Source organism: Pantoea sp. X-Soil-ISGK-285, from assembly GCF_059730815.1.
The window spans coordinates 1,091,215-1,113,929 of the sequence record NZ_AP035938.1; the positions used below are offsets into that span (position 1 = coordinate 1,091,215).

General features: G+C 54.8%; 25 protein-coding genes. 17 read left to right on the plus strand and 8 right to left on the minus strand.

Annotated elements, in window-relative coordinates:
- Positions 1-307: 307 nt before the first annotated feature.
- A complete protein-coding gene (locus AC6I8B_RS05045; protein WP_033756836.1) occupies positions 308-631 on the plus strand; it encodes a hypothetical protein in 324 nt (107 codons plus the stop codon).
- A 312-nt stretch (positions 632-943) separates the two neighbouring features.
- On the opposite strand, the gene AC6I8B_RS05050 is transcribed toward AC6I8B_RS05045, so the two are convergent.
- Together AC6I8B_RS05050 and AC6I8B_RS05055 are read right to left on the minus strand one after the other, a co-directional pair.
- Positions 944-1,276, minus strand: a complete 333-nt coding sequence (locus tag AC6I8B_RS05050; protein ID WP_157351675.1) for a SymE family type I addiction module toxin — start codon at positions 1,274-1,276, stop codon at positions 944-946.
- 302 nt (positions 1,277-1,578) lie between these two features.
- Complete coding sequence (locus AC6I8B_RS05055; RefSeq protein WP_163762818.1) at positions 1,579-2,478, minus strand: LysR family transcriptional regulator; 900 nt, start codon at positions 2,476-2,478, stop codon at positions 1,579-1,581.
- Between the two features lie 141 nt (positions 2,479-2,619).
- On the opposite strand from AC6I8B_RS05055, the gene AC6I8B_RS05060 reads away from it, so the two are divergent.
- The 4 genes from AC6I8B_RS05060 to AC6I8B_RS05075 all read left to right on the plus strand — a co-directional run bounded on the left by AC6I8B_RS05060 (position 2,620) and on the right by AC6I8B_RS05075 (position 5,357).
- Entirely contained in the window at positions 2,620-2,943 is a 324-nt protein-coding gene (locus tag AC6I8B_RS05060; RefSeq protein ID WP_022626074.1) for a YciI family protein, read from the plus strand.
- A 218-nt stretch (positions 2,944-3,161) separates the two neighbouring features.
- Positions 3,162-3,725, plus strand: a complete 564-nt coding sequence (locus AC6I8B_RS05065) for an NAD(P)H-dependent oxidoreductase (RefSeq protein WP_033756840.1) — start codon at positions 3,162-3,164, stop codon at positions 3,723-3,725.
- An 80-nt stretch (positions 3,726-3,805) separates the two neighbouring features.
- Positions 3,806-4,528, plus strand: a complete 723-nt coding sequence (locus AC6I8B_RS05070; RefSeq protein WP_332837806.1) for a putative quinol monooxygenase — start codon at positions 3,806-3,808, stop codon at positions 4,526-4,528.
- 25 nt (positions 4,529-4,553) lie between these two features.
- Entirely contained in the window at positions 4,554-5,357 is an 804-nt protein-coding gene (locus AC6I8B_RS05075; RefSeq protein ID WP_157351679.1) for a carboxymuconolactone decarboxylase family protein, read from the plus strand.
- Positions 5,358-5,703: 346 nt separating this feature from the next.
- On the opposite strand, the gene AC6I8B_RS05080 is transcribed toward AC6I8B_RS05075, so the two are convergent.
- Positions 5,704-5,940, minus strand: coding sequence for a DUF2171 domain-containing protein (locus AC6I8B_RS05080; protein WP_003854080.1), 237 nt, complete (start codon positions 5,938-5,940; stop codon positions 5,704-5,706).
- Positions 5,941-6,295: 355 nt separating this feature from the next.
- On the opposite strand from AC6I8B_RS05080, the gene AC6I8B_RS05085 reads away from it, so the two are divergent.
- The 6 genes from AC6I8B_RS05085 to AC6I8B_RS05110 all read left to right on the plus strand — a co-directional run bounded on the left by AC6I8B_RS05085 (position 6,296) and on the right by AC6I8B_RS05110 (position 10,678).
- Entirely contained in the window at positions 6,296-6,892 is a 597-nt protein-coding gene (locus AC6I8B_RS05085; RefSeq protein ID WP_022626070.1) for a DUF1349 domain-containing protein, read from the plus strand.
- A gap of 104 nt (positions 6,893-6,996) precedes the next feature.
- Positions 6,997-8,016, plus strand: a complete 1,020-nt coding sequence (locus tag AC6I8B_RS05090) for a DUF481 domain-containing protein (RefSeq protein ID WP_010259026.1) — start codon at positions 6,997-6,999, stop codon at positions 8,014-8,016.
- A gap of 103 nt (positions 8,017-8,119) precedes the next feature.
- Positions 8,120-9,085, plus strand: coding sequence for a magnesium and cobalt transport protein CorA (locus AC6I8B_RS05095; protein WP_010259025.1), 966 nt, complete (start codon positions 8,120-8,122; stop codon positions 9,083-9,085).
- Positions 9,086-9,216: 131 nt separating this feature from the next.
- Positions 9,217-9,726, plus strand: a complete 510-nt coding sequence (locus tag AC6I8B_RS05100) for a hypothetical protein (protein ID WP_232526420.1) — start codon at positions 9,217-9,219, stop codon at positions 9,724-9,726.
- A gap of 12 nt (positions 9,727-9,738) precedes the next feature.
- Entirely contained in the window at positions 9,739-10,194 is a 456-nt protein-coding gene (locus AC6I8B_RS05105) for a DUF421 domain-containing protein (RefSeq protein WP_010671255.1), read from the plus strand.
- A gap of 250 nt (positions 10,195-10,444) precedes the next feature.
- The gene (locus AC6I8B_RS05110) at positions 10,445-10,678 is read left to right on the plus strand and encodes a BssS family protein (protein ID WP_033779612.1); all 234 of its coding nucleotides are present in this window, start codon (positions 10,445-10,447) and stop codon (positions 10,676-10,678) included.
- Positions 10,679-10,714: 36 nt separating this feature from the next.
- On the opposite strand, the gene AC6I8B_RS05115 is transcribed toward AC6I8B_RS05110, so the two are convergent.
- Positions 10,715-11,611 carry a lipid kinase gene (locus AC6I8B_RS05115; protein WP_010259020.1) on the minus strand — a complete coding sequence of 299 codons (897 nt, stop codon included), beginning with the start codon at positions 11,609-11,611 and terminating at the stop codon, positions 10,715-10,717.
- Between the two features lie 171 nt (positions 11,612-11,782).
- Here AC6I8B_RS05115 and AC6I8B_RS05120 point away from each other — a divergent pair, with 171 nt between their 5' ends.
- From AC6I8B_RS05120 to AC6I8B_RS05130, 3 genes are all read left to right on the plus strand, one after another.
- Positions 11,783-12,055, plus strand: a complete 273-nt coding sequence (locus tag AC6I8B_RS05120; RefSeq protein WP_010259018.1) for a cupin domain-containing protein — start codon at positions 11,783-11,785, stop codon at positions 12,053-12,055.
- Between the two features lie 12 nt (positions 12,056-12,067).
- Complete coding sequence (locus AC6I8B_RS05125) at positions 12,068-12,493, plus strand: DUF4186 domain-containing protein (protein ID WP_061901682.1); 426 nt, start codon at positions 12,068-12,070, stop codon at positions 12,491-12,493.
- 138 nt (positions 12,494-12,631) lie between these two features.
- Positions 12,632-12,949: a KPN_00521 family repetitive protein gene (locus AC6I8B_RS05130; RefSeq protein ID WP_010259015.1), complete on the plus strand. Its 318-nt coding sequence runs from the start codon at positions 12,632-12,634 to the stop codon at positions 12,947-12,949.
- A gap of 266 nt (positions 12,950-13,215) precedes the next feature.
- Here the strand turns inward: AC6I8B_RS05130 and AC6I8B_RS05135 are convergent, their stop codons facing one another.
- Positions 13,216-14,439, minus strand: coding sequence for an AI-2E family transporter (locus AC6I8B_RS05135; RefSeq protein ID WP_010671259.1), 1,224 nt, complete (start codon positions 14,437-14,439; stop codon positions 13,216-13,218).
- 351 nt (positions 14,440-14,790) lie between these two features.
- Between AC6I8B_RS05135 and AC6I8B_RS05140 the strand changes: the two genes are divergently transcribed.
- Complete coding sequence (locus AC6I8B_RS05140) at positions 14,791-15,120, plus strand: hypothetical protein (protein WP_010259013.1); 330 nt, start codon at positions 14,791-14,793, stop codon at positions 15,118-15,120.
- 13 nt (positions 15,121-15,133) lie between these two features.
- On the opposite strand, the gene AC6I8B_RS05145 is transcribed toward AC6I8B_RS05140, so the two are convergent.
- A complete protein-coding gene (locus tag AC6I8B_RS05145) occupies positions 15,134-18,895 on the minus strand; it encodes an NAD(P)-binding protein (RefSeq protein ID WP_497817596.1) in 3,762 nt (1,253 codons plus the stop codon).
- Positions 18,896-19,495: 600 nt separating this feature from the next.
- Here AC6I8B_RS05145 and AC6I8B_RS05150 point away from each other — a divergent pair.
- Positions 19,496-20,188 (plus strand): DUF421 domain-containing protein, encoded by a 693-nt coding sequence (locus tag AC6I8B_RS05150; RefSeq protein WP_157351683.1) that lies wholly within the window; start codon positions 19,496-19,498, stop codon positions 20,186-20,188.
- On the opposite strand, the gene AC6I8B_RS05155 is transcribed toward AC6I8B_RS05150, so the two are convergent.
- Entirely contained in the window at positions 20,185-20,937 is a 753-nt protein-coding gene (locus AC6I8B_RS05155) for a GNAT family N-acetyltransferase (RefSeq protein ID WP_157351685.1), read from the minus strand. The genes AC6I8B_RS05150 and AC6I8B_RS05155 overlap by 4 nt on opposite strands.
- Before the next feature lie 188 nt (positions 20,938-21,125).
- Between AC6I8B_RS05155 and AC6I8B_RS05160 the strand changes: the two genes are divergently transcribed.
- Positions 21,126-21,332, plus strand: coding sequence for a hypothetical protein (locus AC6I8B_RS05160; protein ID WP_122889111.1), 207 nt, complete (start codon positions 21,126-21,128; stop codon positions 21,330-21,332).
- A gap of 64 nt (positions 21,333-21,396) precedes the next feature.
- Here the strand turns inward: AC6I8B_RS05160 and AC6I8B_RS05165 are convergent, their stop codons facing one another.
- A complete protein-coding gene (locus tag AC6I8B_RS05165; protein ID WP_010259005.1) occupies positions 21,397-22,590 on the minus strand; it encodes a zinc-dependent alcohol dehydrogenase in 1,194 nt (397 codons plus the stop codon).
- Between the last annotated feature and the right edge of the window lie 125 nt (positions 22,591-22,715).

Genomic DNA, 22,715 nt, shown 5'->3' on the forward strand with positions numbered 1-22,715 from the left:
TCATAATACCTTAATAGTTTGCTTTCGTTCGTACGCACGTATTTAATAGCCGTAATTTGACTATGCGGTGGTTTGGATATGGTTCCAATTTATGGCTTTGTCTGGAGGTTCGTAAAGTCAAAACCTGTTTATCGACAGTTCGAATGTTTGCATTCGCCGATTAATTGCTCACGCTGTAGGATTTTCAGCAAGTTGAAAAAAGGTTCATCCAGGGGTAGAAAAACACTGATGGCGGATCAGATCATATAAAAAGGTTGGTCAGGATGGTATCTTCGTACGCATAGAAACATACTTCAGGAGGAATCTGTTGAACGAATTTGAGCAAAAGCTTTTACAAAATGGTTTCTCAGCTAAAGATCTGCGAAAACTAAAAGATATGCTTACCAGAGATGAGAACAAATCATACACCCCGCAGTCTCTCGTCCAGGAACTCAGTAAGCGTTTTTGGGCTGGAATTATTTGCATGGCGACTTTAATTTCTGTTTTCATTTATGGAGTAGCAAAAGGACATCAGCAAAGCCTGATATCATATGCAATCGTCCTGATGGTAGGAGCAGTTATAGTCTATTTAGTGATACCGATGAATCTTGCATGGAAATCATATAAATTAACCAGAGCATGTAAGCGCTAATTTTCACCCAAAGTTAATTATCTGATTCCTGATTTGGCACGCATTTATAGTAGTACGATCCTTACAGGAACATAGTGTGTACATCGATAATCTGTATTTTGCGATAGCAATCTGATAATAACCATTTAATAATTCTCCAGAAATCATTCCAATCTATAGATTATCTATCCTCTCATTATAAAAGGCGATTAAAACAGGGGAGCGCTACGTTGGCGGGGCAAAAGATCCTTTAAATATAGAAACGCGGATAATTATTGCCAGCAATACTGATCTGCCGCTCCCCAGCCAGAAGCGGCATCCCTTCAGCAGAAATTAAACCTGACCCGCAACCACACCCGACAAAACCAGAACCTGCTTCTGTTTCCTGGCGGGCAGCTTATTCAGCTGCGCTAACGCGTTAACCAGCTGCTCATCGACCGGCACTGGTGGTTTCACGGTCAGCACAATACGGCCCGCTGTGACTTTTACTTCTACTTCGGTGCCGGTGGTAAATCCGGCGGCAGCCAGCCACTGGCCTTTCATAATAATCGACGGAATACGCGCGTAACTGGGATACCGGCTGGCGTAACTCACCGTTAATTTACGCTGGGAAGCGGAAGGGGCTTCTGAATTTAAACCAACTGCATTACACTCTGACTCAGTCATGATCTCTATTCTCACTCAATAGTGGTTGTGATTAGCGATACAGGAGTGCTCCAACACCTCTGTATCGCGCTAAATACCTGTACATATAATCAACTATTGCAGGAAAAGTCCAGCTGAAAATCGATGTAAATCAGTGGCTTTAATCATCTGATAAACAGCAAATTTTAGGATAACGATCTCAAAAAAATGCAATTAACTGAAAGCATTCATTGTTCGGAATATAAGGAAAGTCACAGATGATATCTCGTCATAAATATCTGCCATTAGCCGTATTCAGTAAGCCCGCTATCAGTAACAGGTGCTTAACCCGCAGTGTGCTTAAGCAGAAAGTCGATTAACGTTTTTACTCTTTTCGTTTTACCCGCGCTTTTAGGATAATAGAGATAAACCGGCGGATAAGTTTTCCAGTAACGCTCCATCACCGGAATAAATGCCTCTTTATCCGGCTGTAAATTATGAACCGGTTCAAACAGTCGCCCGATACCCAGCCCGTTGCGAATGCCATCAGCCATCACCTCAATATCATTACTCATCAACTGACCCGGCATCTCAACGGTCAGCTGTTCGCCATGATGATCCAGAATCAGCGGCAGAATACGATTATTGGTGATAAACCGGTAACCGATAAGCCGGTGCTGATGCAGGTCAGACGGAGACGCTGGAATACCGAACGCTGCCAGATAGGCAGAAGAGGCATACAAACCTTCGCGAAACGGCTTCATCAGCGGTCGCGCCACCACGCCACCTTCCAGAATGTCGCCAAACCGGATCCCCAAATCAAAGCGTTCATCAATGATGTTCACGGTGCCATCGTATACCGAAATTTCCAGCTGAATACCGGGATATTGCTGGCAGAAAGCGGCCATCGCAGGTTTCAGCACCAGCAGATAGGCAAAGCGCGAAAGGGTGATTCTGACCAGTCCCGACGGTTCCTGATTCTGGTCGCGGATGCTTTCCAGCGATTTTTCCAGCGAGGCTACCGCTGCTGAGGTTTGTTCCAGCAGCTGCTGTCCGGCATCGGTCAGCTCAATCCGGCGCGTGGTTCGTACAAATAGCGGATGACCGATGTGCGCTTCAAGCAGCTTCAGCGCCTTACTGACAGAGGGGGAAGTAATCTCCAGTTTGCGCGCTGCCGATGAAATATTCCCTTCGCGGGCGATGCTCTGGAAGATGCGTATCTGGTTATAGATGGCGTTGTTCACGGGATAATCCTGACACAATCGGGCTGCTTATTATTAGCCGCAGGCTAAATATCTTTGAGTCAATAGTGGCCTAATCTTCACTAAATCGCGAGCATATACTCCTTATCAGTTCCCCCTGGCCGTGAATCTCAGGAGATTGCTATGCGAATTTTGTGTCTGGATAAACCCGCCCCCGATGCCACGCTGGAAAAGTATCACCCTCATCTGGCTGCCGAAGCTTTCCATGCCTGGAGTCTGTATAAATCCGGTGCGCTACGCGATATTTACTACCGACAGGATCGACCCGGCGTTGCGATCTTCCTTGAATGCGACTCGGTGGAACAGGCCCAAAGCCTGCTGGCTGACTTTCCGCTGGCAAAAGCCGGTCTGCTGAGTTTTGACTGCATCCCGTTAGGTGCATTCACCAACTGGGAAAGCCTGTTCGCTGCAGAGTATAAGCCTCAGCAAGAGGGCGCCACCCAATGATCAGTCGCAAACCGCTACCGTGTGTTGTCACCAGTCATCCGACAGGTGTCAGGCAGGCGGCGCAGTAAAAACGCCGCGTGAAGCGCTGGCTGCAGGAAAGGCGGAAGCCGTAGCGAGTGGATTTGATTAAACGGTGCCGGACGGCAAAAAGTACCCAGCGCGTGATGGCATCGCCAACGCCTTGCCATCTGTTAAAAAAAGATGATTAAAAACTGAAAATGAAAAATATATTAATTATTTCCGGTCATCCTGACCTGAGCCATTCGGTCGGTAATGCTACCATTCTTAATGAAGTCGCTTCTGCGCTGCCTGATGCTGAAATCCGTCGTCTGGATGCACTTTATCCGGACAACAACATCAATGTCAGCGCCGAACAGGATGCACTGCTGAAGGCAGATATTATCGTCTGGCAATTTCCCTTCTCATGGTATTCGCTGCCAGGGCTCATGAAGTTATGGCTGGATGACGTATTTGTTCATGGGTTTGCGCACGGATCAACGGCCAGACTCGGCGGTAAAAAACTGATCCTCTCCTTCACCACTGGCGCACCGCAGGCGTTATACGCGGCAGATGGCGTCTTTGGTCATCAGCTGGAGGATTATCTGATTCAGTTTGAAACCACCGCCCGACTCTGCAATCTGGAGATGCAGAAACCGCTTTATACCTGCGGGATAAGCTATGCCAGTCGTAATGAAACTATCATCACGCAGCAAATTGCTGCAGCAAAGCAACACGCGTCGCGACTCATTGCTCAGCTCAATGCGGAACTCACAACGGCTTAATAGCCAGATGAAACAGAAATCGCGCCGGTTAATACACAGAATGAATCGCAAATCACCTCATCCGATAATTAAGGCAGACCGTGAACAATATTACCGCTCTGACTCTGACTCTGCTGATGGCCGGCCCGGCATCGGCAGCCGCTTTAACAGAACCCACAAATCGTGTCATTAATCTGCATGAAATGGAAATTAAGGCCGGGAAAAACGGACAGTACGATGAAGTTGCCAGAGATAATATTACCCGTTCGCTGGCAGAGCAACCAGGTACGCTGGCGATGTATTCACTGAAACATAAAGAAAATGCTCATCAGGCTTATATGATTGAAATTTATGCGAGTGAAGAGGCATACCAGCAACATCTCAGTTCAGAGCCGTACCGGTCTTTTATTACACGCGCACCTGATCTTATCGGCCAGAAAAAGAGCACTGTGCTGGAGCCGCAGTTTCTGGGTGATAAACCCTTCGTACAGAATAAAGAAACCATCAATAACCTGGTGATCGTTGACGTGAAACCGGCCGATCAGCAGGCATTCCGCGATATTGTGCTGCCTGAAATGGCAGAGTCACTGAAGGTGGAACCGGGCGTACTGGCGATGTATGCCGCGACCGATGCAAAAAACAGATATCGCTGGTTCTTCTATGAAATCTACGCGAGTGACGCCGCCTATCAGCAACACCGCGAAACGCCCCATTTTCGCGACTATATCCGGCTGACAGCTGCGATGACCGACCGCAAAGAGGCGATCCCCGTGGTGCCAGCTCTGCTGAAAAACCGCAGCGCTCTTAATGCTTTTGTTAACTGACCTTTACCAGGAAGCTGATCAGAGGATGAAAAAAGTGATTGCCGCCGCCGCGATCTCCATGATGCTGGCCGACCTGGCCGCTGCTGAACCCAAAAGAGGTGAAACTATGTTGAACGTCAATCCATCCAGCCTTTCGGTTGCCGACATTGAGTCCGTCTCTCCCGCACTGGCTCGTTTCGGACGTGAAGCGATAACCGACGATCTCTGGAAACGCGACGCACTTTCGATCCGAGACCGCAGTATCGTCACGCTTGCCATTCTCATCGCCCGCAACCAGCCTGCTGAGTTACAACATTACGCTGGTGTGGCGCTCGATTGTGGAGTGACGCCTGCTGAAGTCTCCGAAATAATTACTCACCTGGCGTTCTATTCCGGCTGGCCTAATGCGATGTCCGCAATTGCGGTGACCAAAAATGTGTTTCAGGCGCGAGGCATTGGTGCCGATCAACTGGCCGAAGCCTCTCCGGCACTGCTGCCACTGAATCAGACAGCAGAACAGCAGCGTTCTGCAACGGTGGAGAAAAATGTGGGGCCGATCTCGCCCGGGCTGGTCAGATTCACCGCCGATCCGCTGTTTCTCAATCTGTGGCAGCGGCCAGCGCTACAGCCTCGTGACAGAAGTCTGGTGACGGTCAGCGCACTGATTGCTTCGGGACAAAGTGCGCAAATTAGCTACCATCTCAACCGGGCGATGGACAACGGATTGACGGCTGAAGAAGCGGGCGAGATTATCACTCAGGCCGCGTTCTATGCTGGCTGGCCAAATGCCTTTTCAGCGGTTCCGGTGGTGGGTGAAGTGCTGCGGGATCGCGCAGCAAAACAGGAATAACCCGCAGCGGGTGAGGATCTCAGGTTTTACTTCACCCGCCGTTTCTTATGCCCGCCGGATACCGACAGAGATCCGGCAAAGTGCTGCGCCATTCTGGTGGTTTTTTCCCCTCCCGCCGCAATGCCATGATGACCGCTCCAAACCCTCCGCTTACGACCACCCGCCACCGGGCATAAAAACAGGGAGCACCGCGTCATGGAAAGTAAAAATCTGACAGATATTGCTGAAGACGTTCAGACGGTGTGAAATATAAAGCAGTAATAAATGAAGGATGGGCAGGGAAGGACGCAAGAGTTATTTAACAGAATAAATGAAATAAGCCGTGGCGGGCGCCACGGCTAATGTTTTATGCAGACTGCCACTCACTTTCAACATCCGCTTTGGCTTTAGAAAGGATGACTTTATTATCATCAACCTCTTTTACCCAGCTGAATGGAATAATGTGGTGTTTGCCGCCCGCTTCAGGATCGCTTTTCGCCAGCTTAATTTTGTCGTCGCCTTCGAAGTGGTCGACAATCCCGACATGTTCGCCATTCACATCAACAACCTGCGCGTGATCTAAAATCTCTGATTTATCTACCATGGTGGCTTAATCCTTATATTTAATGAGTTCAGTTGCCCTCAGACAAAACAAGCCTGGTTGTTAAATGCTGTTTTCGCCAGGGGATTAACAAAATGAAATAGTTCAGTGAACTGGACCTGGTCGTTGTTATTTATTGCCGGCAGGAGAATAAAGGGCACATAAGCGAAACCGCAAACAGAGTCGGAGTATCTGCAGCCACGGGTCTGCTGACCTCACTGCCTGCCACATCGACACCATCAGATTTGCCGCAATCGTCTGCCGCCCGTTCACCAATCAACGCTATGATAATCAGGTCAATCGCCACGCCGCAGATCGGCCAGAATGCGGGCGGTTTAACTTACCCAAAGGAGTGCCTATGACAGCAGTCAGTTCAATTACCACTGAAGGTGGCGTCTGGATTAATCAGCCGCCGGTACACAGCCTGGATGGCGATACGCTGAGGTTCGAAACCGCGCTGAACAGCGATTTCTGGCAGCGTACCTGGTACGGCTTCGAACGGCACAGCGGCCACGCTTTCGGCTTCTGGGTGGAACACGACTTTACCGTTCAGGTGCAGGTAAGGGCGGATTTCAGTCAGCTCTACGATCAGGCCGGGCTGTTTATTCAGGATAACGAAACGCACTGGGTTAAGGCGGGCATTGAGTTTAACGATGACCAGCCCGCCATTGGCAGCGTGGTGACGCGCGAGTTTTCCGACTGGTCTACCGGTGTGTTTCCCGGCGATGCGCGCCAGTTCTGGCTGCGCGCCACGCTGGAAAACGCGGCCTTAAGAATTCAGTACTCTACCGACGGCGTGAGCTGGCCGCTGTTACGGCTCTGCCCGTGGCCCGGTCAGGCGCGGCGGTTTGTCGGAGTGATGGGCTGCTCGCCTGAACGTGAAGGGCTGGCGATGAGTTTTACGGACTTCGCTATTACTCCACCGCTCGGCAAAGCACTGCACGATCTCTCCTGAGCCAGGCGGCGCATTGCATATCGTCGCAGAATCGGCTTAATTGTCAGGTCAGAATTTGCGGTGACGCGTCGCCCGTGCAAGACGACGCCTTAACAGGGAAAGCTATGCGTTGCGCCACCTCGTTTATCCCGCTGCTGGTCATCAGTTGCTGCGCCGGATGGGCACAGCAGGCCACTGCCGATACCGTCTGGCTGAATAATGGCGATCGGCTGACCGGCACGATTCGTTATCTCAGCGACGGCAAGCTGGGGATAGAGACACACTACGCCGGTACCGTCACGCTGGACTGGAGTGCGGTCAGTACGCTTGCCAGCGAGAATCCGGTGAATGTCGAAAACAAAAAGACCGGCGAACATTATCAGGTGCGGCTCTCCTCATCCGATCCCGGCTATGTCTGGGTGGAACGCAACGAGCAGGAGCAGCAGGTTTCGCTGCGACGCATTGATGAGTTTATGAAAGCCAAAGTCCGCAGCGATCAGCTTGCCTGGACCGGCAACATCGATGCGGGCGTGAAAGTCAAAAAAGCCTCGACCAAAACTGACGACTACAGCTTCGCGCTCAACACGAAACTGAACCAGGGAAAATGGCGTCACGATATCGGTGCGACCTACAATCGCGAGCAGGAAAACGAGAACATCAATACCGATAACTACAGCCTGCGCTACGCCTTCGACTATCTGGTCAGGGAGCAGTTCTTCTGGCAGACCCGCGCCACCTACAAGCGCGACTGGGTGGAGAATCTGTCACGTCAGGCGCTAATCGGCACCGGTCCGGGTTATCAGTTGTGGGACACCGAACTCAGCGCGTTCTCACTCTCGGTGCTGGGCGGTGCCTTTGAGTATGGCTACAGCGATGACCGGGAAGAGCGGCACTTTGGCGGCTCGCTGCGCTGGAACTATCAGCGCTATCTGCTGGGCAAGTCGGTCACGCTTTACAGCAATGGCGATGTTGGCCATTCGCTGGATGATGACGGCGTATTTATGCTGGATGCCGAAGTCGGGCTGCGCTACAGCCTGACTTCGTGGTCAACGCTGCACGTTGGCTATCACCGTAATCTGGTCAGCGGCATACCGGATACCCTGAACGAAGGCATTTTCTCCACCGGATTAGGGCTGAAGTGGTAAGCCGCTGATCGAACAGCGTCGCAGCAAATCCTTACGGTTTTTATCCGGTTACAGGCGTGGGATTGGCTAAGCTGCATGTATTGTCACAACGGGAAAGCAGAAGATGATCGTAAGCAGCAGGGTGTATCGTCCGGGATGCGCGGGCGAAGAGGTTGAAGTCGATGATATCAGTGAAGTGATCAAAGAGCCGGAGGCGTTTATCTGGCTCGGGTTGTGGCAGCCAGACGCTGAGTTTATGGCGAAGATTAAAGAGGAGTTCGGCCTTCATGAACTGGCGGTTGAGGATGCACTCAATGCCCATCAGCGACCTAAAATTGAACATTATGGCGAATCGCTGTTTATCGTGGTGAAAACGGTGTGCGCTAAGGATGACAGCTGCGAACTGGGCGAAACGCATCTTTTTGTCGGAAAAAACTTCCTGATCAGCATCCGTCACGGCGCCTCTGAAAGCTACACCCCGGTGCGGCAGCGGGCGGCTGAAAACCCGGCGCTGCTGAAGTTTGGTCCCGCTTATCCGCTCTACTGCCTGCTCGATTTTATTGTTGATCGCTATGCGGAGCTTTCTACCTCGCTGAATGAACGGGTCGGACAGATGGAGAACGATCTCTTCACCAGTGAATTTGATCGCAAGTCGGTGCAGTCGGTCTACACCGTGCGGCGTCATCTGCTGAAACTACGCAATGCGGCGCTGCCCGTGGAGGAGATCTGCAATCAGCTGATCCACCTGCATGAAGATCTGATCCCGCGTCCGCTGCGCGCCTACATCCGCGACGTGCAGGATCACGCCCGCCATGTCGTCACCGACGCGGAAGATATGCGCGAAATGCTGACCAGCGCCATGCAGGTCAATCTGGCGCTGGTGACGGTGCAGCAGAATGAAGTGGTGAAAAAGCTGGCAGGCTGGGGTGCGATCCTGGTGATCCCGACCGTAGTCTTCAGTATGTATGGCATGAACTTTGAGCATATGCCGGAGCTGAAGTCGCTGTATGGCTATCCGCTGGCGGTTGGGCTGACGCTGCTGGCCTGCGGCGGGCTGTGGGCCAAACTGCGTCGCTCCGGCTGGCTGTAAACGGCAGGATGCGGTGCCAGATTGTCCCGCTGAAAAGGTCACGACCCGCCAGATAGTGAACCGATACTGTCTGGCTATGCTTAACGCAGCGTGCAGTTTTTGTTCCTGAGCCAACAGTGTGTGAGGTCACGGTGAAAAAAGAGGATAGCAGCGGTCAGGCAGTACCGATTCAGGAAAACCTCCGCTGGGTACGCCGTGAATGGCTGATTCAGCGTATCGGTGAATACGTCCTGATTGCGCTGGTGATTCTGGGTGCGTGCGGACTCTTTTCCAAAGGCGTGCTGAGTAACGGCAGCGCCCGCTCGCCGGACGGGACCATCCAGGTGGAGTATGAACGGTTTGGCCGGGTTGAGAGCAATATGGATATGCGCATTCGCTACAACGCACCGGTAACCGATCGCTTTACCGTTACGATTGGCGGTGGCGCCCTGGATAACCTGCAAATCCAGACGCTGCAGCCTCAACCGCTGGAGGCGGTGACGATTGGCAGCGATCTGCGGCTGACCTTTTCGGCCCGCAACACCGGACCGGATCACGCGATCTGGCTTGGCCTGCAGCCGCGCAATGCGGGCCGCATTCACGTCACTATTCATGGTGACGGCTATGCTCCGGCCCGTTTTACCCAATGGATTTATCCCTGACAGAGGCGCTTTATGGAAACGGTATTACGTGCCGCAGCGATCTACCTGGTGCTGATGGTCGTGTTCAAAATTGCCGGCAGACGCACTCTGTTGCAGATGACCTCTTTCGATCTGATTCTGCTATTGATCATCAGTGAAGCAACTCAGCAGGCGCTGCTGGGCGACGATTTTTCGGTGACCGGCGCTGCGCTGACTATTATCACGCTGGTAGCGATTGATATTGTGCTGGGCAAACTGAAAAGTCGCTTTCCGGTGGTGGAGCAGGTGATCGATGGCGGCCCGGTGATCCTGGTCGAGAATGGTAATCTGCTGACTGACCGCATGAAGATGACCGGCATCAGTCCTGATGATGTGCTGGAAGCGGCGCGCTCCGGGCAGGGTCTGGAGCGATTTGATCAGATTAAATATGCGGTGCTGGAGGTTAACGGCCATATCTCGATTATTCCCCGAGCCGATAAAGAGTCCTGAGGGGCGTTCGCCCTGACAGGAGAGCGCCCGTGCCGGAGCCGCGCAGGTTACACACGCCTGAGATATCCTCATCCCCTTGCTGCAGCAGGCCCTGGATGCATTACAGATCCTCATTGCGTCACGCTGCGCTTGTTATGCCGCTTCCCTTGTAATCCTGTCGATTTCGTTCAGACTGAGTATTCCACTCATGCTTTATCATCAGAGCTGGCCTGACTATCAATCAGCGTTATGCTTTTACAGTCAGGATTAAATGAATGAATTTACGCGATTTACCTTCTACCCGGTTACCGGCTGGCATATTGGTCCCCTGAATACCCATCAGGCACTGGTAGTGAAATTCGGTTATATCGATCCCGATGCCCCGCGTGAAAAGGGCCCGCAGGAGACCCTATTTCTGGGTCTGACCCTCGAAATGGCGAAAAAGCTGGTCGCCAATCTTTCCGAACACATCGACTACGCTGAAAAAAAGAGCACCCAGCACTAGTTTCTCACCGCGATCGGTACCGCGCCCACCGTCGGGCTATTTTGCTGCGCTGTCGCCCGGTGCATAAACCCGCAGTGCACTGGCGATCAGGCGAAAATGCGCGGGTGTCTGACCGATAATCTCACCATCTGCATTGATGTAATGGGGACGGCGCGTCTCAATCGTCAGCTCCGTGGCGCTGAATGCCCGCACGTTACGCCAGCGACCGTGAGTGCCGCGCCGCAGAAAGGGCAGCAGCGCAATGAGCTGCCAGCTATGCTGCAGCTCCAGACTGTAGACATCCAGTAACCCATCGTCCGGTGCGGCACGCTGTTCCACTGTCATGCCGCCCCCATAAAAGCGTCCATTGCCCACCGACACCTGAACCGTTTTGATCGGCGTCCGATGGCCCTGATGCACCAGCGTAGCGCTGAAGGGACGGCTCTGCCGCAGCACCCGCAAAGCCGCCAGGGCATAACCGCCCACTCCCCAGCGTTTTTTCGATTCCGCCGTGAGGTTGCGCGCCAGTTCCACCGAAAAGCCGATGCTGGAGACGTTCAGAAACAGGTGCTGATTCACTTCACCCAGGTCTACTGCGCGCAGCTGCCCGTCAGCGATAATCTTTATCGCGGACTCCAGGCTGGCAGGAATGCCCAGCGTGCGGGCAAAATCGTTGGCGGTGCCCAGCGGTAAAATGCCCAGCGGCAGGCCGGTCTGCATCAGTCCCGGCGCGGCCGCATTAAGCGTGCCGTCGCCACCGCCGACGATCACCGCATCAACGCGATGGGCATACGCCGCGATTAATTCGCTGTAGCTGCGGGTATCATCTCCGGCCGGTTGCAGCAGGGTGAACCCGGCCTGAGCCAGCAGCGACTGTGCGCGGCTGGCCTCGGCGCGTCCTTTGCGCGAGCGCTGATTAATCAGCAGCAGGGCAGTTTTCTCCTGTTGAGACATACTTTTGCGTTATCCCGATGTCAAAATGGCTGTAACGAGACGGCAAGTACAGCACTGGCCTGACCGGTGAACAACCCTGCTTGCGCTACTTTACGTAACCTGTTGAGTGCCATAAGCGGCGATAAAGATCGTCTACACTGCTAAGGGTCAGATCCACACTGAGGAGTTGCGATGACAGAACACGAATTCAGAAAATTGTTAGCCGAACAGGGTTTTGACGAGCCTTTGTTGATTGAGCGTGCAGCCGCCGCCCAGCTTGATAATCACGTACATCCCTTTGAAGCACTGGCACTGATTCTGAGTGGTGACATCACCATCAGTACCGAACAAGGCGATACCACCTATCATCCCGGTGAGACATTTCATCTGCAGCCAAATGAACTCCATCGTGAGGCGTTCGGGTCGCAGGGCGTACGCTATCTGGCGGGACGTAAATATGAGTGACTGGCAATCAGCATGAAGGTTTCTGACGATCTTTTTACCCGGCTGTCACGCTCGCCGTTCCGTCAGCGCTTTCGTCTGGGACGCGCGGAATATGATTATGCGAGCAGCAAAGGCGAGCCGGTATTGCGCCAGCACGCCGCTGAGTTTGTGGCACAGCGGCTGGCGCCTGCGCAGCCTGAAAATGATGGCAAGCAGACGCCGATGCGCGGCCACCCGGTGTTTATCGCTCAGCACGCCACCGCAACCTGCTGTCGTGGCTGTCTGAGTAAGTGGCACAACATCGGACAGCACCAGCCGCTGAGCGCGGAGCAGCAGACCTATATAGTGACGGTGTTGCTGCAGTGGATCACTCATCAGATGCAGCAGCCTGCACCGCCTGCTCGCATCAGCCGAAGCCAGCCGAAACCGGACGACGATCCGCAACTCGCACTTTGGTAATGGACGAAAAAGCTAAAACCGGCGGCTTTTTCTGGTGAAAACTGGCCCTTTTTCATTCCTGGTTTATTCTTAAATCTTTCCTGGGAACACTATGCCAGGATTAAAACCTACACGGCAACGATTCATACAGAGGGAATTATGAAGAAATCAATTATTGCACTGTCTGCTATTTTGCTGGCCTCGCCGGTATTTGCTGCTACCACCACAGACAACACCGTTGCGGAAGCGCATAAAGGCGCCGATACCGCGAAGGAAAAACTGCATCAGACCCAGAACGAAGGCAAAGAGCTGAAGCTGAAGTCTGAGCACGCCGCTGAAGGCAAAAGCGATACCACCGGCAGTAAAATCACCGAAGGTACGCAGAAAGGCTGGCACAAAACCAAAGAAGGCACTGAGAAAGGCTGGGATAAAACCAAGCAGGGTGCTGAAGATCTGAAAAACAAAGCGACTAACTAATTCGCGGCTGTTCTCAGGTTAAAAAAAGAACCCACCGAAAGGTGGGTTTTTTTATGGGTGATAAAGCCGACGCGTAATGCCCCTGGCAGCAACGCATAAGCTCAACGCGCAGGGAACACGGTCAGAAGAGGAAAGCGTCCCGCGCCAGGGATGGCGCGGGCCGAGCATGCCATGGATGGCGGGTTTTGCGCCTTTCCGATCTGACCGTGTTTCCTGAGCAGGCCTCGCTCTCACTGCGATACTAACCTGGGTTTGCCTGACGCGGATTACGCTTTCTTTTCCGCTGTTTCTTTCTCTGAGGCGGCTAACGCCGCGACTTTCCTTTCCGTCTCTGCAGCCGCATCGGCGGAGGCCGCCGCCGCTTCAGCCGCAGCCTCTGCCGCGGTATCAGACTGTTTCTTACCTTCTTCGATAAACTCTTCGTCGATGGCTTCGATGTTTTCGCGGTTATCGCGTCCGGAGAGCAGGTTCCAGCAGGCGATAAACAGAGCGGCAATCACCGGACCGATTACAAAACCGTTGATGCCGTAAATCTCCATGCCGCCCAGCGTGGCGATCAGAATCAGATAGTCAGGCATTTTGGTGTCTTTGCCGACCAGTAGCGGACGCAGGATGTTATCCACTAGTCCGACAATCACCACGAAGAAGCCCACCAGGAACAGCCCTTTCCACAGTGCACCAGTGGCGAAGAAGAAGATCGCCGCAGGCACCCAGATAATGGCGGAACCGACTGCCGGAATAAGAGAGAGGAAGGCCATCAGTGCGCCCCACAGCAGGCTGCCGTCTATACCGGTAAACCAGAATGCCAGCCCACCGAGAATACCCTGAACAATACCGACCACCACCGTGCCTTTCACCGTCGCGCGCGCCACGGCCGCAAACTTCACCATCAGGTGATGCTTCACGTAGGTTGAGAGCGGCAGCGCTTCCAGGATCAGATGCACCAGATAGGAGCCATCTTTCAGCAGGAAGAACAGCAGATAAAGCATCACGCCAAAGCCGACGGTGAAGCTGAACGTCCCTTTACCGATGATAAAGGCGCTGCCTGCCACATACTGACCGCCCTTAAGGGCAAACGAGGAGAGCTTCTGCTGAATCTGTTCGGCGTTATCCAGGTTATTTTCAGCCAGATAATGTTTTGCCCAGCGCGGCAGATGCTGCAACAGATCGGCGAAGACCGCCGGGAACTGCGCCGAATTGGTCTGCAGTTTGTGATAGACCGCGTTGGTTTCGACCACCAGCGATGAGGCGATAATAGCCAGCGGCGTGAACACAATCAGACAGATACAGAGCAGGGTAATCAACGCGGCCAGGCCATTGCGTTCGCCCATTCGGACCCGCAGATACGTTTTCAGCGGATGGAAAATCACCGCCAGAATCGCCGCCCATAAAATCGGCGAGAAATAGGGCGAAAGCACCTCGAAAAAACCGAGGGTGGCGATAGCCAGAATCAAAATGAAAAACCCGATGTTCAATCCTTTAAAACGCATGGAAAAACCTCATCTCGAACAACTCTGATAAACCCGACGCGCGAATTTTCTGTGTCTGGCTTTGCTTATGCGGCTGCCTCGTCACTGATTATCGGTCAGGCTTTGCTTTTTAAACGCTGCTGATGACAGCATCATGCTGGCTAACTCTTTGAAAGGTCTGGCAGAAGTGATGAACGGGCAATGTGCGTTCGCTGCGTGACTTCCTATAGGTAACACGCTGCAACTGACAGCAGCGCGCTGAATCCTACATTAGCGTAGCGGTTTCGACCATTATTGGTAGGTCAGAGACTCATGATCCCGGGGGATGCTGCCGATAACAGTATTAACTGAATAAAAAACAGGCAATGAAAAATGAGTAAACAGAGCGTCTTAATCGTGCTGCTGACGCTGGTATTAAGCGGCTGCGCCACCAAGCAGTATCCGCAGGCATCCGCGGTCACCCCGGAAGAGACGGCGATGCTGAATTGCAGCGCGCTGGATCAGGAGCTGGTGAAAGCGCACAGCGTGCAGAGTGATATTGAGCAGACCGGCCAGTTCGATGCACTGACCGTGCTGGGCTTTGTCGGGGATTTCGGGCTGGGCAATGGCATTGCGAAATACAATGCCAGCCAGAAGGCGGAGCGGCGACTGACGCAGTTGCAGTCGCTGAAAGCCGCGAAGTGCAGCCAGCGGCTTTCGTAGCAACTGCGCCGGGTCAGCCGAGCGTCCGTTCGCTGACATGCTGCAGCCGGACATTTTCGGCGGCGCGTTTACCGGCAAGGAAGGCGTGATCCGAGTTGTAATATTCCCACTCGCTGTAGCGGCCTGACAGATGAATGTCCTGGGTCAGCAGCCACTGGCGGATCTGCGCCACGTTAGCGCTGCGCGCATGGTCATAGACCACGTAGGCGTAGGGCATATCGACCTCTGAGGCACAGAGCAGCGGATCGTCCGCGGTGATCATGCCAACTCTGATGCAATCCTGACGGCAGCGCTCAATCAGCGCATCCCCCGCCAGCGGCAGCGGATTGGCCGCGTTATAGGTAATTTCGCAGGTTAAGCCGAAACCGCCCGGCGGGTTGCAGTGCGGACTCGCATTGCCCTGCACAAAGATGCGGTGAAACAGCGTATCACCAGGATAGTAAATCCAGTGCTTTTCGGTCAGGTCAGCGCGGCCAATCCCCAGATTAACGCAGCGCACCGAGACAAACTGCAACTGCTGCGCCGCCCGTTGCACACTATCCGGCACTTCATCGCCCATCAGTTTAATCAGCTCCGGCAGCGGCATGGTGCTGATCAATTGTTCATAACGGTAGTGGCGGCCATCCGCCAGCAGCGCGACGTGCGCCTGCGGGTAGAGGCGGGTCAGGGTGGCGTCCGTTTCCAGCGTACATTTCAGGTGCGGCAAAAAGCCGGACATCAGCGCCTGGAAGCCACCGCGCAGCGGATAGCCGAAACGGGCGTTGAGGCCAACCGGTTTCGCCAGCGGTTGCAGTGCGCCATCAATGATCTGCGCCAGATCGGGCAGCGGTACGCGTCCGCCCAGCCATGAAGTTTCCATGTCGGTCAGCGGCACCTTCCACAGTTTCTGGTTGTAGGGCAGGGCAAAGTGACGCGCGATGCCTTTGCCCCAGGTGCGCATAATGAAGTGCTGGAAATCCTCTTCGCCTTCCACCACGCCTGTGCTGCTGCCCTCATCGGGGATCGCGCCATCTGCGCAGCAGTCCCGCCGTGCCCGCGCCCGATCCAGTGGCACCGCGGCGGCGGCCGTTTCGCCATAACGCGCCTCGATAGCGCCCAGCACGCACTCTTTTACCACCTCGACCGGCAAGCCGTGCAGCGCGGACTGGAAGGGATAGCGGGTATAAACGCCGTCGCTGTAGACCCAGGCTTCACGCGCCTGCCAGTGCAGGTTGTCGCCCAGCAACATCTCATACAGCTGCAAGACGTACGGGTCCTGCGAGAACATAATGTGACCGGCATAGTCGAAGGTAAAACCCTGATCGTCAATCGAGCGGCACCAGCCGCCAGGCGTGGCATTTTTCTCCAGCAACACTGCGCCTTCGCCATAGTGATAACCTGCGCTCAGCCCGGTTGGCCCGGCTCCGATAATCAGGCAGGGCACGGCTTCACTCTCCAGCATCAATGGGGTTAACGGCGTGATATTCGCCTGCGCGCTGCCCTGGCTGACCGAACTTAGTGCGGGCTGACGCTGCGTCAGCGCCTGCTGGATCAGTCCATGAATCTGTTCAGCGGTGCGATCCCATGAGGTGGCATCGACCTTTGCCTGCATCCGTCCCGCCAGCGCCAGCCGTTCTGCGGCACCAATCGCCATCGCCTGTTCACAGGCGGCAATAAATTCCGCGTGGCTCTCTGCCACCGCGACTTCCTCTGCGTAATGCCGCGCAACGTCAATAATCGCGGTACTGACAATCGGCAGCTGCGCCGCCATATACTCCAGCACCTTAGTCGGTGAGATGTAGCGCGTCGAGGCATTGATGGCAAACGGCATCAGACAGACATCCCAGCCCGCCAGAAACTGCGGCAGCGCCTGATAGGGCTGCTGGCCGAGCCAGTGAATATTGTCGCGCTGCGGCAGGCTGGCGGGATCAATTTTTACCACCGGCCCGACCATAATAATCTGCCACTCGGGGTGGCTGTCCGCCAGCGCCGCAATCAGCGGCAGGTCTATGCGCTCATCCAGCACGCCGTAATAGCCAAGACGCTGTGCCGGAATCGCATCCTGCATCGGATGACGATTGCTGCGATCGCGCGCCTGCTCAAAATGAATAGCATCGACGCTGCTGGGAAAGCAGTAAACCTGAGGATGTTTGTCACGCTTCGCTTCATAGAGGCTGGTGCCGCCGGTAAAGACCAGATCGGCGCGGGTCATCAGCGCGGATTCGCGCTGCTGCAGCTGGCGCGGTGCATTCTGAAAAGCGGAAAGCTCATCCATGCAGTCGTAAATCACCAGTGACGGATCAAAAGGGGTCAGCAACGGCAGCGCCATCGGCGTATAGAACCAGATCAGCGGCTGTTCATCTTCCTCCAGCAGCGGCGTCAGCAGCAGCAGCAGCGAGGCGATCTGGCTGTCGTGGAAACCAGGCGCGTCGCTGTCGGTATGCGGCTGGATCACCGTGATGTTAGCGGCAGGCGAGCTCTGATGCAGACCCTGTGGCCCCGCCTGCCAGACCGGCTCTTCGACAAACAGCACGCGATAGTGCTGTGCCAGTCGTGTCAGTAGCTGCTGCGGACGCTGAAAAACAAATCCCCAGCGTAAATGGCTGAAAACAATGAGAACAGGTGGTTTCATAGTGTGCTCCTGACAGGGGTGTTTTGAGGAGTGGATGTGCTGCAAAAAGCGCTGCGCCTGACGTAATGCGTCGGCATAAGGCTGCTGTAGCTGGCGGGCATAGGGATCGGCCCCCAGCAGATCGAGATCCCACAAACCGCTGCGGGTCCAGAAAGTCGTCTCCTCCCATAAGGGACGATCGAGGATCGGATAGAGGCAGATGCCGTGCAGCTCAACGCCTGCCAGTTGCGCCTGCGCAACCTGCGCGGCGATCTCAAGGATCCAGCTTCCGCGTCCGCTGCCGACGTGGCTGGTTTCCGCCAGCAGCAGTGGCCGCTGATAACGCTGCCAGACCTGCTGCAGCATCCGATGCAGCGGCAGGCGTCGGCTGTCGCCAAGATGCCAGTAAAGCCGCCGGTTTGATCCCTGCTCCCACTGGTTGTCGTGGTAGTAATTCACGCCAATCAGATCGAGATAGTGTGGGGCGCCGCCCAGTTCCGGGTTAAGCCTGCCGCTCAGCATGTCCCACGCCTGAAACTGGGTGTCACACATCTCACGTGCCAGCACATCGCTGGCCGGATCGACGGGATCGGGCACGATATGGATCAGTGGATCACAGTGCAGCAGACGGGCTCGCGGATCGGCCAGCCAGATGGCATCACAGGCTGCCAGCGTAGCGCGCACCAGCTGCTGCTTGGCGGCATCCGCCCGATCCGCCTCAGCGATCGCCTCACAGGTGAACAGCCCTACCGAGATACCCCAGCTGACAAAGGAGATCTCATTCATCGGAGAGTAGACTGGCGCCTGCTGATACCAGGGGGCCAGGAAGCGGGCCAGTGCGCCACAGAAGGCGGCGAAACGGCTGACAAAGTCGTGGTCAAACAGGCTGACGCCAGCGGGCCAGCCGTAGTGGCAGATTGTCCAGCTCAGCTGAATGCCCTGCTGCTCTGCGGCCTGCATCCGGGCCGCGACCGTCGAGAAGTCATAGCGGCCATCGTGCTCACATAACCGCCAGCCGACGCTTTCGCGCACTGTGCGAATGGAAAAGGGGGCCAGCGCGGCATAATCTTCTGCTGCACGCGCCTGATGCTGGTTAAGATCGTTCATCGACAGCGCAAGGCCGGCAGGATTGATATGATCGGCACCTTCGTAGCCGGCCTGCCAGAAACTGGAAAAGGGCGTCATGGCATCTCCCGAAAAAAAGCAACACGCTTCCCGCTGACGAGCCGTCGTGAAACGGGTCAGGGCGTTAGGGTATGCATTGCAGACTGATCGATCTGACCACTCTGAACGGACGGGCGATCCATGCCATAAGCCACAGACACTGAGTTGCAGGCATCAGGGCCTGTCGCGGTGTGGACGAGTGAGATAGCAGGTATAGGCCAGTGACGCTATCGGCAGAAAAAGGCTGGCTTCTCTGGATGTTGAAAGGATTTGCGGAAGCCTTACTGGAAAGTATAGGCAGTAAGGTTTGGTTCGCAATTTATTGAAGTAAAAGAAAAAAGCGCAGCGGTAAAAATTATCCAGCAAGAAACAGGAAGTTTTAGCATGCGGTTTTGCAAACGGCCCGATAAGCGTAGCGTGAATAGTGTCAGTGCCATTTTCAGCTTTGTTAACCTTTTCCTCAACATGCAGAGAGGTCAGACTCGCCCACTTTCGCGTTACAGCTTCGCTTGCCTTTTGGCGGGCTGGCGACAAGATTTACTTATCACTGGCCTGAATCTGCGGGTCATCAACGGGTGATGCGACGATGCGCGCCCCCTAAAACAGGATGTTTTACAGACTATGTTCTCATTCGACTGGCACCGTTTCTTACTTAACGATCAACCGGCCACCTTTTTGTTTGAGGTGGTGATACGGGTCATGATCGCTTATCTGGTGGTGTTCACCTTTCTGAAAGTCTCAGGACGACGCGGCGTGCGCCAGCTGTCGCTGTTCGAGCTGGTGGTGATCCTGACGCTGGGTTCCGCGTCCGGTGATGTGACATTTTACGATGATGTGCCGGTACTGCCGGTCATTATGGTGTTTGTAGTCCTGCTGGCGCTCTACCGCTTCACGACCTGGCTGACGGCGCACAGCCCGCGCTTTTCACGGCTTATTCAGGGCGACGTGATTACCCTGATTAAAGAGGGGTTGTATGTGCTGGAGAGTCTGGATCGTCTGAATATTTCCGAAGATGAGTTTTATATGGAGTTGCGCCAGAGTGGTGTGGAGCATCTGGGGCAGATCCGGCTGGCGCTGGTGGAGGTAGATGGTCAGCTTAGCCTCTACTTCTACGATGACGATGAGATGCGCGCCGGGTTAAGCGTGCTGCCGCCAGAGCACCGGCAGGATTACAGCACTGTGCCGGTCAGCGCGCTCTATGCCTGCACCCATTGCGGCCAGACGCAGATCATTGAGGCTGAGCAGCAGGCAGTCTGCCCGCGCTGTCAGCGACAGCGCTGGTCCGCGGCACTGACCGTGCGTCGGTTGCATTAATCGCCAGCATCCGCTCCGCGTTCAGGACTTGTCGCGTTTGCATCAGCCGGGTTAACGTCGGCGAAGCAGGCGCTGAGCGGGCGCTTTTGCTGTCCCCCGGCAGCGAAATTATCCGCACTTAGCCAGGCACTCAGGGCGCGCTGAACATCCGGCCATTCACGGTCAATAATTGATAGCCAGTCGGTATCGCGATTACGCTGTTTACGCGTCATCACCTGACGAAAACGGCCCTCAAAGCGGAACCCCAGCCGTTCTGCTGCGCGTCGTGATGCGATATTGGTTGAATCACAGCGCCACGCCACCCGCCGATAGCCGAGCGAGAAAGCCTGTTGCAGCAGCAGATAAATCGCCTCGCTGCCAATGACACTGCGCTGCATCAGCGGCGACCAGGTGACGTGACCGATTTCAACAGTGCCGTGTCCCGGCTCAATGCTGGCGAAGCAGACCACGCCGCAGGGCTGCTGATTTGGCGAGCAGACCGTGAAGGGCACGAGGGCCGCATCCGCCACTTTATCCGCAATCCAGTGCTGCATCTGCGGCAGAGAGGCGGGCCGCTCTGCGCTCAGCCAGGTCCAGTCGCGATCATCCGGTGCCAGCATAAATGCCTGCAATAGCGGTTCTGCATGATCGATGCTTAGCGGCAGGAGAAGGCAGTGCTGACCCGTGAGTGGCATACAGGGTGGTCTGGTGACCGGTTGCCAGTCGGGCAGAGCCTCACCGACCGGCTGATCAAACTGATTGAGGTTCAATAGCATTCTCCTGAAAGAAAACGGACGTTTAGCCGGGAAACTTATGATGCCGGGCTGACGGACTATCCTGAACCGCGGTTAAACCCGTCGCAGCTTGTTCCCGCTTACCACATAACTTTGCCTGTTACTGACAGAAAATGAAAACCCTTCGGGCAGCATAGCGGCACCGTTACCAAAGAGGTGTGCGTATGAAAGTGAGGCTAGCCAGTGCATTACTGTTTTTGCTGTTATCGTTTGGCGCGTTTTCACAACAGGTGATCAGCGAAAGTCATCCCCATTCACGCAGTGCGCGATGGCTGGAGCAGAGCAGTCAGGTTGATACGGCGGATTCGCCGGATGAACATCTGCTGGAGAGGCGGGAGTGGCGAAGCAGCCTGCAACGCAAGCCGTTCTGAGATGAGATCCCCGGCGGAAAACAGCCGGGGAGCCAGGGTTAAGCGTTTCAGACCCGTTGTGAAATTATATTGTGGCCTGTGTCGCAGCCATGCCAGGCACCAGAATCACCTTGCGGCACTCCTCTTCGCGTTTGGCGAAAATATCGTAGCCACGCGCAGCATCTTCCAGCGGCAGATGGTGGGTCACAATCTCTTCTGGCGTCAGATGACCCTGTTCGATCAGCTTCAGCAGGTCGGGCAGATAAGCGTGTACGTGGGTCTGTCCCATCTTAAAGGTCAGCCCTTTGTCAAAGGCGTCACCAAACAGGAAGCCGTGAATGAATCCGGCATAGACGCCCGGCACGCTGACGATACCGCCACGCCTTACTGCGGCAATACACTGACGCAACGCTTTACCGCTGCTGCCTTCCAGTTTGAGATTGGTGAGCACGGTTTCGGTCATGCTGCCTTTTGCCTCGAATCCTACTGCATCAATTACCGCATCCACACCGCGATTGCCGGTGCTGTGTTCGATAATCCAGCCGGCCGGGTCATCGATCTCATCGAAGTTAATCGGGATAACACCGTAGCGCTCACGGGCAAAGTTTAAGCGGTAGTTGTTGTGGTCGATCATGTAGATCTGTTCGGCACCCTGCTGTCGGGCGCAGGCGGCACTGAGCAGGCCAACCGGTCCGGCACCGAAAATCGCCAGGCTGGAGCCCGGTTTCACCTCGGCGTTTTTCACCGCCTGCCACGCGGTGGGCAGAATGTCTGACAGGAACAGCACTTTCTCATCCGACAGTACCGACGGCACTTTAAACGGGCCGGTATTGGCTTTCGGCACCCGGACATATTCCGCCTGTCCACCAGGCACACCGCCATAGAGTTTGCTGAAACCAAACAGGGCTGCGGGCGGCGTGATGTTTTTCCGGTTCAGGATGGCACCCCGTCCGCTGTTGGTATTTTCACAGGCAGCATACTGGCTCATCAGGCAGAAAAAACAGTCGCCACAGGCGATAACAAACGGGATCACCACCCGATCGCCTTTGGCCACGGCGGTCACTGCGCTGCCTGCTTCAACCACTTCGCCCATAAACTCATGACCAAAGATATCTCCGTGCCCGGTACCGGGGATTTTGCCGCGGTAAAGGTGCAGGTCTGAACCGCAAATAGCGGTGGCGGTCACACGCAGAATAATGTCATCTGCGGCTTCCAGACCGGGATCGGGCACGTTATCGACGCTGACTTTATGGGGGCCGTGATAAGTTAATGCTTTCATCTGTTTATCTCCTGATGATTAGGGGACGGCGGCCAGACCAGAAGGCGTGGCCACGCACGGGAAAGACTCAGGAAACCTGAAATCGAAACCTGCCTGAAGTGTAGTAATCCTTTAAGGAGTAAGCA